Source organism: Bacillus sp. EA-CB0995, from assembly GCF_055814245.1.
Map to the genome: position 1 here is coordinate 2,354,606 of NZ_CP169269.1, position 16,301 is coordinate 2,370,906.

Sequence of the window (16,301 nt, forward strand, 5' to 3'; positions counted from 1 at the left end):
GTATTCAACGTAAGGGCCCTTTTAAATTCGTTTTTTAATTTTCTTAGTTAAGATAACGTGTAAAACTAGGTCATAATTTTAAAGTCCAAGATTTATAGAATATTATTCGAACATTTTGTGAAAAACAACAAAAAAACACCACAAACTACTAGGAGTAGGTATTAATTTCCTGGCGTCCATTCGAAACGCTATGTTACACTAAGGGAGTTTTAACGGTCCATTCTAAAAACAGTAATGAAATGGGGGATTTACTTGAACTTTCCACAGTTAAAAATCGGTCATATGATGCCAAAGGTTCCAATTATGCAGGGAGGTATGGGCGTAGGTATTTCATTAAGCAACCTTGCATCTGCTGTTGCAAATGCTGGAGGAATTGGAATTATATCAGGAACTGGAATTTCCATCGACGAAATGAGACTACATATAAGGACGGCGAAGGAAAAGGTACAGAATGCCGGCTATATTGGAGTAAACGTTCTTTTCGCGATGAATGATTTTGCTGAAAAAATGAAAGCGGCCATTGAAGAAAAAGTTGATTTCATCATATCAGGTGCTGGGATTTCAAGAGATATGTATACTTGGGGCAAAAAGGCCGGTATACCAGTTATTTCAATTGTTTCTTCAGCGAAGCTTGCTAAATTATCTGAACGCCTGGGTGCATCTGCAGTTGTTGTAGAAGGTCATGAAGCCGGAGGACACCTCGGAACCGAAAGACCTTTATTCGATATATTACCTGAAGTAGTTGCAGCGGTTAAAATTCCCGTAATTGCTGCTGGAGGAATTATGACTGGAAAAGATCTTGCTCGTGCCTTAAGTATGGGGGCCTCTGGAGTACAAATGGGGACGAGATTTGTTGCAAGTGATGAGTGTGACGCACCCTTATCATTTAAAGAAAAATATGTACATGCTCGAACGAAAGATACTATGCTGCTGAAAACAACTGTAGGTCTTCAAGGTCGTGCAATTAAGAATAACTTCACTGAACTGATAGCTGATGATAAAAAGATAAAAATAAAGAAGTGCATTAATTGCCTAAAAAATTGTTCTTATCGTTTTTGTACGCTAGATTCTTTGATAACATCAATGGATGGTGATTGTGAGAATGGTCTTGTTTTTGCTGGAGCAAGAGTGCATGAAATTAAGGAAATACTACCAGTCAAAACAATTATCAATAATATCATGACAGAATATAAGGTTCTGGTGCAAGAAGATAATGAAGAGTAAAAGAATGAGTCATTCCTAACGGAATGACTGTTTATGCGGTAAGACCAAAGAGAATATTAATCAGTTGTATCTGCTTTTGGACAGACTTTTTGGACTTATCCGCGTCAAGTAGACAACTGTAAAAAAAGACTATGCAGCCATCGAAATTCGATATTCGATCGGAGCTCGATGATTGAGTCGTTTTTGGAATCGTTTGTAGTTATAATGATAGATGTATGTTTCAATTGCTTGAATTAGTTCTCCCTTTGTTTGATAGTCATTAAGGGGTAGAGGTAGTATACTCTAATTTTGCCGCCACGTGTTCAGAAGACAATAACTTTCTGAACACACTCAATCATATGATATTATCAGCTTTTAATGGCAATTTAAGTGTCAAATAACTCATAATAAAATCAACGTTCAGTTATTAACTGATATTTTATGTTATTGAACACTTCTGATTCGAATCAATGGGAAATAACCCTGATATCCCGAATGTAATTTCCATTTATTGGACAGATGGCGGTAAAATCGTTAGATGCTACCTCTACCCCTAATAACCTTGATAAAGGATAAAAAAGGGCGTGTTTCTGAAAAAAGGTTGATCAAAACACGCTCTTAATATAATCAATTAAACCTTTCTTTTATAAAAAAGTTTGATCATTTCTATGATCCTTCTTCCATTAAAGCGCCCTTTAGTGGAGTAACTTTATTGCTACTCAACAGTTCCTTAATCCGCCTTTCAGTTCAGATCTTCTTTTCACTATAAAAACGCCCCTTTAGATAAACAGATCCAAAGGGGCAAAACATCGCAACTTTTTTATAAACGTCGCGACTTTATTCAAAACATCGCGTCTTTTTTATAAACACCGTAACTTTATTTAAAAGCAACAGATTGTGTTTGATTAAAAAATGTTTTAGACTCATGTTATTGTTACATCAGCTTTTTATCAACCTAGGGACGTAAAATTTCACAATAATTGTTATAGACTAGCTACGATAACATGAACTGTTGTCTAAAAAAATAAAAGAAAGTATTAGACTAAGAACTGATTTTTATCAAATTAACGATAAAATCACTCCTCTTCAGTCTTATACTTTCTTTTAACTGTCTAATACTTTTTTCTATAGTCTAAAACATTTTTTTAATGGAACAAAAAACAAGTCTAGAGTTCCCTTTTTATAGGAAGCTCGAGCATTCAACCCACTGATAAAGGGAAACCCAAAGGGCATACTAAGATTATATTTAAAGTGGGAGGATATAAATTTGAGTACAATAGAGAATGCATTATCTATCTTCGCCTTAGGCGGCTTGAATGAAATCGGGAAAAATATGTATGCAATCGAATATTCAAACGATATCGTGATTATCGACTGTGGCAATAAGTTTCCAGATGAAAGTTTATTAGGAATTGATTTGATTATCCCTGATATAGCTTACTTAGTAGAAAATAAAGATAAAGTCAGGGCTTTAATTGTCACACATGGACATGAAGATCATATCGGGGGGATCCCGTTCTTCTTAAAAAAATTGAATGTACCCGTTTATGCCACACGCTTCACACTAGGATTAATTGAAATCAAATTAAAAGAACATAAACTTCTAAGAGAAAGCGAACTTGTTGAAATCAACTCAAACTCAAACTTGACAATCGGAGAAATGAGTGTAAGCTTTTTCAAAGTGACCCATAGTATTCCTGATTGCTTGGGAATGGTCTTTCATACACCAGAGGGTAATATTGTACATACGGGGGACTTCAAGTTCGATTTAACCCCTGCGAATAATGAGAGTTCGGATATTCATAAAATGGCTGAAATCGGCAAAGAAGGGGTCTTGCTTCTATTGTCTGAGAGTACCAATGCAGAACGTCCTGGTTTGACCCCATCGGAACAAATGGTAGGTGAACATGTGGAAGCAACTTTCATGAAAGCCAAACGCAAAGTTATTCTTTCTACCTTTGCTTCAAATATTAGTCGCGTTCAGCAAGTCGTGAATGCAGCGCAAAAACAAATCGAAAACTTGCGTTGCTTGGACGAAGTATGGTTAAGGTCGTAGCGGTTGCTATGGAACGTGGTTATTTAACAGTTCCAGATGGAATGTTAATTGACCCACATGAAATCAATGAAATGGCTCCTGAAAGGGTGGCTATTTTATGCACGGGGAGTCAAGGAGAACCATTGGCTGCTCTTGCTCGCCTGTCCACTGGAAACTTTCGCGGTGTCGACATTTTACCTGAAGATACGGTTATCTTTGCAGCAGGTCCAATACCCGGGAATGAACGAAATGTCACGAGTATCGTCGACAACTTATTTGCACTTGGAGCCAAAGTGATTTATGGATCAGGAAGTACATCCGGAATGCATGTTTCTGGCCATGGTTATCAAGAAGATTTAAAACTAATGCTTACATTAATGAAACCAAAATATTTTATTCCCATTCACGGTGAATTTAGAATGCTACACCATCACCGTTTGTTAGGTGAATCCGTTGGAGTAGAGCAAGGAAACACGTTTATCATCAATAATGGCGATGTCGTCGATATTGAACATACCATTGCCCGTCAGACCCGGAAAATACCGGTTGGGAATACCTACGTAGACGGGGGGGATGTCGATAATATTGGGGAATTTGTGTTACGAGACCGCAAACAACTTTCAGAGGATGGGATGCTCATGATTGTTTTAGCTATGAGCAAAGCGGAAGGAAAACTGATTTCTGAACCCGATACCATTTCTCGTGGATTTGTGGATAGAGATTTCTCGGAACTCCGAAGAGACGTTAATCGACTTACTACAAAAACTGTTAACGAGCTACAAGAAGCAAATAGAAACCAATGGAATGTAATGAAAAAACAAATAAAAAAATCAATACGACAATATGTATATACACATACTAAGAAAAAGCCAATGATTGTTCCTATACTTATTGAAATTTAATAGGGGGAAGTTTTAAAAAAATGAATTAATTGATCTTCAACAATTGGGCGCAATTCTCTAATAAGAATTGTGCTCTTTCTTTTGTATTGGTTCTGGTGCAAAAAATACTGTCATTGTGTACACTGAAAATATTTATAAATAAAGGACGTGTACGACGATGAAAAAAACAGTGGATTTTAAATGGAAGCATTATGAGCCGGAGATTATTCTATTAGCAGTGAGATGGTACCTCCGGTACAGTTTAAGTTATCGAGATTTGGTAGAAATGATGGAGGAACGTGGTTTATCCATTTCTCATACAACGATTATGCGTTGGGTTCATCGATATGGATCGGAGTTAGATAAACGCGTTCGTCGTCATTTGAAGAAAACAAATGATTCCTGGCGTGTCGATGAAACATATATCAAAGTGAAAGGAAAATGGATGTACTTGTATCGTGCTGTGGATTCCGGAGGAAACACCGTTGATTTTTATTTAAGTAAAAATAGAAAAGCGAAATCAGCTAAACGTTTCTTCAAAAAGGCCTTAGCTTCTTGTCATACCTCAAAACCTCGTGTCCTCACAGTTGATAAAAACCCAGCCTATCCAAAAGCCGTGAAACAATCACAAAAAGCAGGAGACCTACCAGCAGGAATCAAGTTACGACAGATGAAATATCTAAATAACATTGTCGAACAAGACCATCGATTTATCAAAAAACGGGTCCGATATATGCTAGGATTTCAATCCTTTCACACAGCAACCAAAACACTTGCTGGAATAGAAGCTATGCATATGATTAGAAAAGGACACACTTTCCATGGGGAAAAGTCTGTCCAAAAGCAGATACAACTGATCAATATTCTCTTTGGTCTTACCGCATAAACAGTCATTCCGTTAGGAATGAATCATTCTTTTTACTCTTCATTATCTTTTTGCATCAGAACCGGTATCTCAATGTTTTTTAATTTGTTTAATGTTGTTTATCTAATGCTAGCTTTAGTCCAAATCCAATTAGGATAAGACCTGCTGTCTTATCTTAATGTAAAGTGACAAAAAAGTTGTTTAATTTACAATAAAGTCGTTTAAAAAATAATAAAGTTGTTTTAAAAAATGCGAGTCATTCTATTCAACAATCGGGCCGAATTGTTGAGGAATTATAGACAGTAGACATCCTACTTGAATAAGATTAATGGTAAAATTGAGAAGTATGGAAGACTTGATAAAGAATATAAACTAGTTGGTTACAATTAAAAGGGTCTTAATATTAAGGAAGGAAGTGCAAAACTATGGATTTCGAAACAGTTATGCAGGAGCTTGAAGCCCTCGGTAAGGAACGAACTAAAAAAATGTACATATCCAATGGTGCGCACGAGCCGCTTTTTGGCGTAGCTACAGGTGCTATGAAACCAATCGCAAAGAAAATAAAAATAAATCAACGTTTAGCTGAAGAGCTTTATTCCACAGGTAACTACGATGCAATGTACTTTGCAGGCATTATTGCAAATCCAAAAGCTATGAGTGAGTCGGATTTTGATCGTTGGATGGATGGGGCGTATTTTTATATGCTGTCTGATTTTGTGGTGGCAGTAACTTTATCAGAGTCAGATTTTGCACAAGACGTTGCTGATAAATGGATTGCAAGCGGTGACGAGCTGAGAATGTCAGCGGGCTGGAGTTGCTACTGCTGGCTTTTAGGGAATCGCCTAGACAATGAATTTTCCGAAAGCAAGATTTCCAATATGCTTGAAATTGTGAAAAATACGATTCATGATTCGCCAGAACGAACGAAATCCGCTATGAATAATTTTCTATACACCGTGGGGATTTCATATTTGCCGCTACATGAAAAGGTAGTCGAGACCGCAAAGGAAGTAGGTACAGTAGAAGTAAAACGGGACAAGAAAAAAAGCAGTTTCCTAAATGCTTACGAAAGTATTCATAAAGAAATTGATAGAGGGAGGCTTGGTTTCAAACGTAAATATGTAAGATGTTAAAAATTAGCTTAGTATTGGGGTGTTGATCCAAGAAGGATTGACACTCTTTTTGTTGAAGTTAATGAACCAACAGGCAGAAGGGTGAAGGAGAATTTAGATCATAACTTTATAAATACCATTGACTTGGAGGTCACTCCAGCTGTTATGATTTCGAGAGAAATTAGCTGGAAAATTAGGATTCGGAAATCCTGTAAAATATTCAATCTTTGTATAAATACATCTATTCCTTTATTCCAGAAAAGGGCGCTATTTTTTGAATAAAACTTAGATTTTTAAACGACTTTATTGTTATATTTTTTAGTGTAGTGAAGTATCTTACATCAAAAATTAAACAACTATATTTTTAACCCCGTCCTAAATTTAGAACGGGGTTATGCTTGTTTGAGCTTTTAAAATTAAAAAACTTTATTGTCATTTTACACCTAATTGGACTTGGACCTTCGGAAACATAAGCCATTCACGCAAATAGTTAATGAAAAAGACGTAAACAAAAAACCAAGTGATAGATAGCACTGTATAAATAACACCCATTATAATAAGTTGTTGTGTTGCCGCTGCTCTTGTTTTTATAAATGGGCGTAAAAATGTTAAGAAGAACATTGCAACCTTGGGATTGAGTACATTTGAGAAGAGTCCTTGTTTAAAAGCTGACTTTTTCATTTCAGAATTATTTTGATTTTCAACACTGGTAACTTTCTGGATATGTGGAAAAAGAAGTAAAATGGGTGGTAGATATTATACCTGACTAATATCTACCACCCCTTATTCTTTATGAATCTTTACGATTTAGGTCATGATAAATTTTAAGCGCAACACCAAATAATCATTTAGATAGGCTTTTTAATTTGGTTCTAATTGCCCTTATATATATTTAACAATTTAGTTCGTTTAATTATAACTTTTAAAAAAATATTTCACACATTAACTACTTTGTAATACTATATAGTAGTACGAAGTGATGCCATTGTGAAAGAAGCATAGGAGGAAGTAAAAGCTCCATAAAGAAAATCGGCTGTATCTAATGGGGATAGCTGGCTTTAAAAATATTTAGAAAATCCAGTTGACACTCCAGCTACTCGGTGATACAATATACTTGTGATAAGTAATACTGAATAGCGTATTTTCTCAAAAGCTATTCAGTAAAAATTCCCCTTAGTACTCTGTAATACTGAATATAAGTCAGACAGAATAGAGGAGGTAAAGGAGGATCTGAACATGGAAAATTTAACCGAAATGCTGAAGGGTTCGCTGGAAGGTTGTGTGCTGGAAATCATCAGCCGCCATGAAACCTATGGCTACGAGATTACCCGCCACCTGAACGAGCTTGGGTTTACCGAAGTCGTGGAAGGGACGGTCTATACCATCCTTGTGCGATTAGAAAAGAAAAAACTTGTGAATATAGAAAAGAAACCGTCAGATATGGGGCCGCCCCGTAAGTTTTACTCACTTAATGAGGCTGGCCGCCAGGAACTTGAATTGTTTTGGAAAAAATGGGATTTTGTATCATCGAAAATAAACGTCTTAAAGTCAATCTAGCTTCATAAGATATTCTGTCCGATATTTTTGGGGTGTCTTATTCAGCTTTATAAAAAAGGAGGAAAAATAACATGATGGAAATGTTCAAAAAAATGATTGGTGATAAAAAAGAGTACAAAATGATGATGGCACGGGTTGGAGCCCTGTCAGAGGACTACCAGTTTGTATTTAAGAAAATTCAAAGCTACATGTGGAATTTCTCAGCGGGCAACGGGATGGATATGCTACACATACAGTATGAATTAATCGATTTGTTCGAAGCCGGTGCGGCGGAAGGTAGACAAGTGCTGGAAATCACTGGGGACGACGTGGCGTCCTTTGCTGACGAACTAGTGGCAAACGCTAAAACCTATGTCGCCAAGTATCGTGAAGATTTGAATCAGAGTATCATGAAGCGATTGAGAAAAGAATAAATTTAATAAATAGTACCGACTGATTAGCTGGTTACAAATGTGAATTGCTGCCATCGCTATTCAGTTATATTTTTAACCCGGTACTAAGTAATACAGATTATCAGTCAGACTAAATAGAAGAGTATAGGCAATCTAGCTCCGCAAAGCGCTTTTTATAAGGAGGAAAAAAGTATGAGCAATGCAGCGATTTCTGTAAAAGGGTTAAAAAAATCTTTTAAAGACAAGGAAGTCTTAAAGGGGGTGGATTTTGAGGTACGGCGTGGCGAAATTTTCGCACTGCTGGGCTCAAATGGAGCGGGCAAGACGACGACGATCAACATCCTCTCGACGCTGATGAAGCCCGATGGCGGCGAAGTAGGTATTTGCGGCTTTGACGTCCAGCGTCAACCGGATCATGTTCGCCAAAGCATCAGTCTGACAGGGCAGTTCGCAGCTTTAGACGGCATGCTCACCGGGCGGGAAAACCTGATGATGATCGCCAAGTTGCGTGGAGTTTCCAATCCCGCTCAAGTCGCCGACAATCTGCTTGCAAGATTCAGCCTGACCGATGCGGCCAACCGCCGGGCAGACCAGTATTCCGGCGGGATGAAGCGCCGGCTTGACATCGCCATGAGCTTGATCGGGACGCCAGCAGTCATTTTTCTCGACGAACCGACGACAGGGCTTGATCCCGAAGCGCGGATTGAAGTCTGGGATACCGTCAAGGAGCTTGCCGGTGGCGGCACAACCATCTTGCTGACAACCCAGTACCTGGAGGAAGCCGAACAACTGGCGGACCGTATCGCCATCCTGCATGGCGGAAAAATCATCACGACCGGTACCCTTACCGAACTCAAAGAGATGTTCCCGCCAGCGAAAGTGGAGTACATCGAGAAGCAGCCGACATTGGAGGAAATTTTCCTCGCGATCATCGGCAAAAAGGAGGAGATGTAAATGAAAAGCAAAACAGGGGTATTACTAGGGCGTTTAATGCGCAACATCATGCGCAGCCCGGATACGATTATCACGGTGGCGATTACGCCGATTTTGATGATGCTGCTGTTTGTCTACGTATTTGGCGGCGCCATAAAGACAGGCACGGACAACTACGTCAATTATTTATTGCCGGGAATCTTGTTGATGGCTATCGCATCCGGCGTCGCTTACACTTCCGTGCGGCTGTTTACGGATGTAAAGAGCGGGCTAATGGCGCGTTTCATTACCATGCCCATCAAGCGCTCATCGGTATTGTGGGCTCACGTATTGACCTCGCTTGTTTCCAATGCGCTTACTATCGTGGTGGTTATCCTCGTTGCGCTCTTGATGGGCTTCCGTTCCAGCGCTGATATCTTGGATTGGCTCGCGGTAGCTGGGATACTCGGGCTGTTTACGCTGGCGCTGACATGGCTGGCTGTCATTCCCGGATTGACAGCGAGATCTATGGAAGGAGCGACAGCCTACTCGTACCCGCTGATTTTCCTGCCGTTTATCAGTTCGGCCTTCGTCCCCACCGAAACCATGCCTAAAATTGTCCGTGCGTTCGCTGAGAACCAGCCCGTGACTTCAATCGTGAATGCGATTCGTGCCCTCTTGTATGAAGGGTCTGTTGGCAACGGTATCTGGATCGCACTTGCTTGGTGTGTCGGCATCATGGTCATCGCTTACTTCTTCGCCAATAAAGCATTTAAACGCCAGTTAGGATAAGTACACCATCGGTTCGGTGTCTCGTGGCAACTAAATCTTCCGAAATAAAATATATGTTTGGAAAAGCACGGAAAAATTTTCCGTGCTTTAATTATTTGTCATGTTCTCAAGGTAACTATCGTCGATATAACATCTTCATGTTAACGTACTGGCTCGTAGTATGAATTTTGAGTTTTTAAGACCTGTTTTTACGGGAGATACAATATTTTGCGAAGTAACAATTGAGAAGTTTGAAAAACAAGATAATAATAGAACGGCCATTATGGCATCTTTCTTATGCACAAATCAGAATGAGAAACAAGTATTGAGAGGAAACTTTGCTGGAGTGATATTATAAACTTAATATGACTTATTCAACTAAAGGGCGCAATTGTGGAGTAACACAGGCAGAAAATAATCAAATTTTTTTATAAAACCGAAACTTAAACCTGCTGGATAAGAATCCATTTTGATTTACTATGTAATATTAAAGACCATAGTATTTCAAAATGGTTTCTTTTTGATTCTCACTAAATAAGGGTCTGCAAAACATTTTTGAACAACCTTTATTCCAAAACAACACTCTACACATATTACTCGTTATAGTCGTACTTAGGGTTAACTTCAATTTTATCCTTGTACTTAATGACTTCGAATATATCTCCGATTTCTGCTTTCTTAAATGTTTTATCACCTACATATATTTCTTCTAGTTTTCCGATTACCATGACCCTAAGAGCGTTTTTCCTAAAGATTATATACTCTTTATATATGTTTTTGTTTATCATAACTGCTTGCTTATGTTCACCATTCTTTAGTAAGTCTCTATCTATTAATCCTTGACCTACTATTGTGATGTATGAAAAATGGGTGCATATTGGAAAATTTGATAGTTAACTTTATAAGTACTCTGGCATATATTGTACATATACGGTATACACAATTAATAAGGAGGTTCTGTATGCTGGCATTAGACATTAGAAATTTAAATAAGAAATATCAAAATTTCGAGTTAAAGGATGTATCGTTTCAACTGGAAAAGGGTTATATTATGGGCTTTATCGGTGCCAATGGCGCAGGAAAAACAACCACCATTAAATCGATCTTGAACATGATTCATCTTGATAGCGGCGAGGTACGTATTTTAGGCAAGAACATTGCCGAACACGAGATTGAATTGAAGCAGGAAATCGGATACGCATTTAGCGGCATTGACTTTTATACTCGAAGCAAAATGAAGACGTTGACCAATGTGATTAAGAAGTTCTACACGAATTGGGATGATGAAACCTATTACAACTATTTACGAAGATTTAAATTGGATGAAAACAAAAAAATCGTTGAATTGTCGACGGGGATGAAGGTAAAGTACAGTTTGGCCCTTGCCTTATCCCATGGGGCGAAGCTTCTCATCCTAGACGAACCGACAAGCGGACTCGATCCAGCCGCAAGAGATGATCTGTTGGATATTTTTCAAGAGCTCGTGATAGATGGCGAGATCAGCATTATTTTCTCTACTCATATTACATCCGACTTGGAGAAATGCGCGGATTTTATTACCTTTATCGAAAACGGTCAAATTATCAACAGTTCTGAGAAAGATGAATTTATTGCCTCATATCGCCTACTAAATGGTAACGGAAACCAGCTAAATCAGGTGAAAGAAAAGTTGATTTCCTACAAAATAAATTCATTTGGCTTTACGGGATTGATTCACTCCAAAGACTTCGATCCCTCCTCCGATATTAAAGCAACCACGCCGAGTCTCGAAGAAATCATGATTTACTTCTCAAGAAAGGAGGATATGTATGTATAACTTAGTGATGAAGGATTTAAAATTAGGTATAAATCCCATGTTTTTTGTATTACCTGTTTTGACAGGTGCATTAATGCTTGTTCCCGGTTGGTTATATTTTATTGTCATTCTGTATTTTTGCTGGATAACGATACCGATTATGTTTGCAGGATATAGAATTCAGAACGATTTAATATTTACCACTATGATGCCTGTAATCAGAAAAGACATGGTGAAGGCAAGGGTGTTCGTTATTGTCATTCTGGAATTATTGCATATTGTTAGTGCAATTATCTTTGGAATGTTTAATATTCGCTTATATCCGAATCAAATTTACTATTTCTTCGCACCGCACATGGGTTTCTGGGGACTATGTTTTGTCATGCTCGCGATCTTCAACATCTTCTTTATTTCTATGTATTACAAGACAGCGTATAAATATGGTGAAGCAACCTTCGCATCTGTTACAGCCGCCATGGTTTTTGCCGGAGTTGCACAATGGCTCGGAATCCAAAATTCTTTTGTGTCTGACATTTTCAATGGTAGCGGTGCTGACAATATGACGCTTCAAATATTCATCCTGATCGCAGGAATCGTGATATTTATTTCATTCACCATGATTGCTTATCGAATTGCGTATAAGCGATTCCTACAAGTGGAGATACAATGAACATAGCAATTTCAAACACATCTGAAAAGCCAATTTATCAGCAGCTTTTCGAACAAATCAGCGCCCAAATTTTGAAAGGCGAATTAGAAGGCGGCTATTGTTTAACACCAATTCGACAAGCAGCCAAGGAACTTCGTGTTAGTATCATCACCGTAAAGAAAGCTTGGGAAGAACTCGAACGATGCGGTTTGATAAATACAATAACGGGTAAAGGATGCTTTGTAGCTGAACTCTCATCCGATGAGATACTGCGAATACGCAACGAAATGGTCATAAAGCAAATGGCTAGCGACATTTCATACTACAAATCCTTTGGTCTTACAATAGAAGAAGTTATTGAACTTTTGAAGAAGGCTTATACAGTTTAAATAAGCGTTGTGATACGAAATGTGATCTTTTTGCGCAGGAATCCCAAAGAAGCCCATCATTTTACGGGTGTGCTTTTGGTTTTTGAGTTAGATCAGTCAGGCAACTTTGCTTTGTCTATGGACCATTCAATTTTTTTAAATCTGTTCAACAATCGGGCACGATTGTTGAACAATACAGGTAGAAAATGATTAAACTTTTTTATAAAAACCAAACTAAAGTCTGCTGAAGAAGAAAACATTTTGATCAATCTTTTTTCAAAATGTTTTCTTTTTATTTATCATAAAATGTGGGTTTGCGAGGTGTTTTTGAACAAACTTTATTTCAAAGCTACAATTCTCTCTATTTTGAAATTTTCTCCTTCTTTGTCTTTATCGTCATGAATGTAGTAAATGTATGACAAATACTCCAGCCGTCGAATTTTATAGTTATAAATTACGGAACAATTTCAAAAACAGTACCTTGGTTAAAATCAGTCACTTTCATAGAGCCGTAAACCCCTAAATATAGTCTGGTTTGGTCCAGATTCGTTCCCAAACTAACATAATAAGATGATTGAGACCCAAAATTATAATCGGTTTCAATAACACTAAAATCATTTAGTTTACAATCTGTACTTAAGCTAGTATAAGCTAAAACCCCTCTAACCGGAGGTCGAGATTCTTCTTTCTGGGCAAGATCTGTAAACACAACGCTTCCCGTTAAATTGGGGATTCCATTCCCCATATATGGCTGGACTCCTGTAAGTGCAGTTCCTCCAAACTTGTCGGGTCTGGGATCTTTATGAAAATAACTAGTTAAAGGTTGTAGACGACTCACTGAAGTTTTTACTGTTTCATTGTAATAAGCAATTGTTTTTTCATTCAAAGTCGGATTCGCAGAACATCCACTTATAAACGCAGTAGGAAAAGCACCTTCCCACCCCCGCCAACCAAAATTAATAAGTCCGTCTGGATCAGGGTTAGATCCCATTAAAGAAGCTTGAATAAGCTGAGTAACCGGTATTGGTTTATAATATACGAATGAAAAAATCGACTCTACCAAATCCTGTCCGACAATCCCTACATATTTGATATACTGATTATAAGACCTTTGAAATGAAATGCCTGTTATATTACGAACCCCTTTGGCAATTACCGTAAGCGTTTCCTGAATAGGTGAGGGAAGTTCATTAAAACGTGTGACTACGAGTGGATTATTGATAAATGTATTCTTAACTACATCAATTTCAATGATTTTACCGGCTATTTCCATATCGTCCTGGCTTAAATTAAATGGATCATAGCCTGCTCCACCATCACCAGTTGTTAAAACAAGTTTTCCGGTTTCAGGTGAAAAGTTTAAGCTATTGACACCATTATGATTAAAAAATGGTCTTCTTATGTTAAGTAATGTCCGTCGTTTTTGAGGTTGACCATTTGATTGTAAAATCCATTCTTCAACTGTATCAATATGATCATATTGGGTTTCTCTATTTGTCCACCTTAGGTTTAAAGTACTGGGATCACACGGGTTAGGCTTAAAATGTTCAGAAAGAGCCCCTGGACCTTGTGTTCCAGCTACTGAATAATGAAGATAAAACAAACCGTTATAATAAAATTCTGGATGAAACGCTAGCCCTAGCAATCCTCGTTCATCATATCCACTACCAGAAACACCTTGTTCAGAATTACCTAATTTTATGATTCGCGGGCGAATATCTAAAAAGTCTTGATAACTCCGTCTCCTATGTAAAAGATCTCTCCTACCTGGGTTGCAATAAATAATCTTTCAATTGAGTCACCCGGAAGTATAGTTGTTTTCAAAACAGTGGGTAAATTTATCTTACTTACAATGGGTCGTAAACGAACCTTAACTTTTATCAACTAATTTTACACTCCTTCTTATTGTTTTCTTTTATAAGAATATGATTAGAACTGTTCTATTAGTATCAAATTAGGGCCGGGGAATTAGGGGGATTTCCTTTTAATATTGGTCCGTTTTTGGTAGGTTCTATGTGGATATTAAGATGGACATATGGAAATTTCAAACTGTTTATATTACTCAACGCAATTGTAGATGGTGCTTTTGCATTTATATTGAATGGTGTTATTAAAAAGATAAAACTATTTACATTAATTCGATTAAATTAGATTCAACATTAAAGTTTTGTAAGGGAATAACCTCTTAATTTAACAATCTTTTAAGTAGAATATTAACAATAAAAATTAACAAATCCTAAAAATAAAGAAGAAACAGGGGGATAGATAGGATGGTAAATCATTTTTCAATCATAAATATCATTTTTAGTATTCTCTTTTTCGGTTTAATCATATTATTTTTTGTTTCACTTGGAGCGTTTATACGATCTCGACTCGTCAATCAATCTGGTCAAAGAGCTTCTTTAGTTGAAATTGAAAAGAAATTGGATAAAATTATTGGGATGTTAGAGGAGAAAGAAAAAAATTAATATTTTCAATTATACAAGTGAAAGAAAATCTTAAATTTAGAAAAGAACAAGAAATATGGATAAACCATGTTTCTTGTTCTTAATAATCACAAATATATCGAACATAAATGCTATCTGAGTATTTAATTTATAATAGTATTATATAGTTCTAGAGCTTCTTTTACATTCAATCCATTTTTTACGATGCCATGAATAGATTGAATCATAGCAACCGGATGTTCAGATTGCCAAATATTCCGTCCCATATCTACACCGATTGCTCCTTCTTGCAGTGCGTTGTATGTAATTGTTAGCACTGCTTCTATTGTGTCTAATTTTGGTCCTCCAGCAATAACGACTGGGGCAGGACATGTACTTGTGATTTTCTCAAAGCCTTCACAGTAATACGTTTTAATAATATCAGCGCCCATTTCAACACATACACGTGAAGCTAGTGCTAAAAAACGTGCTTCTCGTTTTTGAAGTTCTTTTGCTACTGCAGTAATTCCTAGTACGGGCAAACCGTAATCATGTGCTTCGGATACAATATTGGCAAGATTTGTTACAGTTTGAGTTTCATAATCAGATCCAACAAAGACAGATACACCAACCCCAGCTACGTTATGACGCAGTGCCTCTTTTATTGGAGTAACAATTGTTTCATTAGCAAGATCTTTCCCAACTACAGTGGCCCCACCTGACACACGAAGGACCATAGGAGTTTTACAATTTTCCGGTATACAAGAGCTAAGGACACCTCGAGTTAAAAAGAGGGAGTCTGTGTATGGGAGTAAGCTTTTTACTGTTTCATGAGGCTGTTCTAATCCGTGAATTGGTCCCAAAAAGTATCCATGATCAACTGCCAACATAACTGCTTTTCCGTTAGGTAAAATAGTATTTAAGCGATTTTGAAATCCCCAAGTCATAGGATATCACTCCTTAATTACATTTTGGATTTTCTGTTTGTACAGTATCTTTTTCTTGCAAGTGAGGCGATTTAATAAAGAGCGCTTTAAAATTTTGAGAAGAACGATTGATGAGATAGTGGGATTCATGAGGACGAACTTGTAAGACATCGCCTTGTTTAATAGGAACTTTTACATGATTAATATAGAAATCTATTTCACCTTCTAATGCGTAGAAAATTTCTTCACAAGTTGTATGATAATGGTTTTGAAAATCTTGCCCTGGTTTAATGACGACAACACCTATATCAATATTAGGTCCCTTCAGTAAATATTTTGGTCCATTATCACCGAAGCGATAAGAAAAATCTTCTTCATTTACTTTTATCATGCTTTTCACTCCTTTATG

The 16,301-nt window shown here is 37.3% G+C and carries 15 protein-coding genes and 3 pseudogenes; 13 read left to right on the forward strand and 5 right to left on the reverse strand.

Going from position 1 to position 16,301, the window contains the following annotated elements; genetic code table 11:
- The first annotated feature begins 234 nt into the window (after positions 1–234).
- Positions 235–1,224 (forward strand): NAD(P)H-dependent flavin oxidoreductase, encoded by a 990-nt coding sequence (locus tag ACEWFJ_RS12280; RefSeq protein ID WP_473688695.1) that lies wholly within the window; start codon positions 235–237, stop codon positions 1,222–1,224.
- 129 nt (positions 1,225–1,353) lie between these two features.
- Here ACEWFJ_RS12280 and ACEWFJ_RS12285 read toward each other — a convergent pair whose 3' ends face one another.
- On the reverse strand, positions 1,354–1,503 hold the full coding sequence (locus tag ACEWFJ_RS12285; RefSeq protein WP_473692469.1) for an IS3 family transposase: 150 nt from the start codon (positions 1,501–1,503) through the stop codon (positions 1,354–1,356).
- A gap of 967 nt (positions 1,504–2,470) precedes the next feature.
- On the opposite strand from ACEWFJ_RS12285, the pseudogene ACEWFJ_RS12290 reads away from it, so the two are divergent.
- From ACEWFJ_RS12290 to ACEWFJ_RS12300, 3 genes and pseudogenes are all read left to right on the forward strand, one after another.
- A pseudogene (locus tag ACEWFJ_RS12290) lies at positions 2,471–4,140 on the forward strand (ribonuclease J).
- A 157-nt stretch (positions 4,141–4,297) separates the two neighbouring features.
- Complete coding sequence (locus tag ACEWFJ_RS12295; protein ID WP_473688697.1) at positions 4,298–5,005, forward strand: IS6 family transposase; 708 nt, start codon at positions 4,298–4,300, stop codon at positions 5,003–5,005.
- A 404-nt stretch (positions 5,006–5,409) separates the two neighbouring features.
- Positions 5,410–6,117 (forward strand): DNA alkylation repair protein, encoded by a 708-nt coding sequence (locus ACEWFJ_RS12300; protein ID WP_473688699.1) that lies wholly within the window; start codon positions 5,410–5,412, stop codon positions 6,115–6,117.
- 411 nt (positions 6,118–6,528) lie between these two features.
- Here the strand turns inward: ACEWFJ_RS12300 and ACEWFJ_RS12305 are convergent, their stop codons facing one another.
- The gene (locus ACEWFJ_RS12305) at positions 6,529–6,840 is read right to left on the reverse strand and encodes a LysE family translocator (RefSeq protein ID WP_473692471.1); all 312 of its coding nucleotides are present in this window, start codon (positions 6,838–6,840) and stop codon (positions 6,529–6,531) included.
- A gap of 492 nt (positions 6,841–7,332) precedes the next feature.
- Between ACEWFJ_RS12305 and ACEWFJ_RS12310 the strand changes: the two genes are divergently transcribed.
- From ACEWFJ_RS12310 to ACEWFJ_RS12345, 8 genes and pseudogenes are all read left to right on the forward strand, one after another.
- On the forward strand, positions 7,333–7,653 hold the full coding sequence (locus tag ACEWFJ_RS12310; RefSeq protein ID WP_017151750.1) for a PadR family transcriptional regulator: 321 nt from the start codon (positions 7,333–7,335) through the stop codon (positions 7,651–7,653).
- Positions 7,654–7,724: 71 nt separating this feature from the next.
- Positions 7,725–8,066, forward strand: coding sequence for a DUF1048 domain-containing protein (locus ACEWFJ_RS12315; protein WP_473688701.1), 342 nt, complete (start codon positions 7,725–7,727; stop codon positions 8,064–8,066).
- Positions 8,067–8,237: 171 nt separating this feature from the next.
- Positions 8,238–8,999 carry an ABC transporter ATP-binding protein gene (locus tag ACEWFJ_RS12320; protein WP_473688703.1) on the forward strand — a complete coding sequence of 254 codons (762 nt, stop codon included), beginning with the start codon at positions 8,238–8,240 and terminating at the stop codon, positions 8,997–8,999.
- Complete coding sequence (locus ACEWFJ_RS12325) at positions 9,000–9,749, forward strand: ABC transporter permease (RefSeq protein ID WP_473688705.1); 750 nt, start codon at positions 9,000–9,002, stop codon at positions 9,747–9,749.
- 142 nt (positions 9,750–9,891) lie between these two features.
- A pseudogene (locus ACEWFJ_RS12330) lies at positions 9,892–10,086 on the forward strand (hotdog family protein); the annotation flags it as partial.
- Between the two features lie 603 nt (positions 10,087–10,689).
- A complete protein-coding gene (locus ACEWFJ_RS12335) occupies positions 10,690–11,544 on the forward strand; it encodes an ABC transporter ATP-binding protein (protein WP_473688707.1) in 855 nt (284 codons plus the stop codon).
- The gene (locus ACEWFJ_RS12340; protein WP_473688709.1) at positions 11,537–12,193 is read left to right on the forward strand and encodes an ABC-2 transporter permease; all 657 of its coding nucleotides are present in this window, start codon (positions 11,537–11,539) and stop codon (positions 12,191–12,193) included. Before ACEWFJ_RS12335 ends, ACEWFJ_RS12340 begins: the two co-directional genes overlap by 8 nt.
- Positions 12,190–12,561 carry a GntR family transcriptional regulator gene (locus tag ACEWFJ_RS12345; protein WP_473688711.1) on the forward strand — a complete coding sequence of 124 codons (372 nt, stop codon included), beginning with the start codon at positions 12,190–12,192 and terminating at the stop codon, positions 12,559–12,561. Before ACEWFJ_RS12340 ends, ACEWFJ_RS12345 begins: the two co-directional genes overlap by 4 nt.
- Positions 12,562–12,994: 433 nt before the next feature.
- Here ACEWFJ_RS12345 and ACEWFJ_RS12350 read toward each other — a convergent pair.
- Positions 12,995–14,424, reverse strand: a pseudogene (locus ACEWFJ_RS12350) (PQQ-dependent sugar dehydrogenase).
- 386 nt (positions 14,425–14,810) lie between these two features.
- Between ACEWFJ_RS12350 and ACEWFJ_RS12355 the strand changes: the two are divergent.
- Positions 14,811–15,008, forward strand: a complete 198-nt coding sequence (locus tag ACEWFJ_RS12355) for a DUF4083 family protein (RefSeq protein ID WP_429749378.1) — start codon at positions 14,811–14,813, stop codon at positions 15,006–15,008.
- A 122-nt stretch (positions 15,009–15,130) separates the two neighbouring features.
- Here the strand turns inward: ACEWFJ_RS12355 and lsrF are convergent, their stop codons facing one another.
- Together lsrF and ACEWFJ_RS12365 are read right to left on the reverse strand one after the other, a co-directional pair.
- Positions 15,131–15,913 (reverse strand): 3-hydroxy-5-phosphonooxypentane-2,4-dione thiolase, encoded by a 783-nt coding sequence (lsrF, locus tag ACEWFJ_RS12360; protein WP_473688714.1) that lies wholly within the window; start codon positions 15,911–15,913, stop codon positions 15,131–15,133.
- 13 nt (positions 15,914–15,926) lie between these two features.
- Positions 15,927–16,283 (reverse strand): cupin domain-containing protein, encoded by a 357-nt coding sequence (locus tag ACEWFJ_RS12365; protein ID WP_473688716.1) that lies wholly within the window; start codon positions 16,281–16,283, stop codon positions 15,927–15,929.
- Positions 16,284–16,301: the final 18 nt, after the last annotated feature.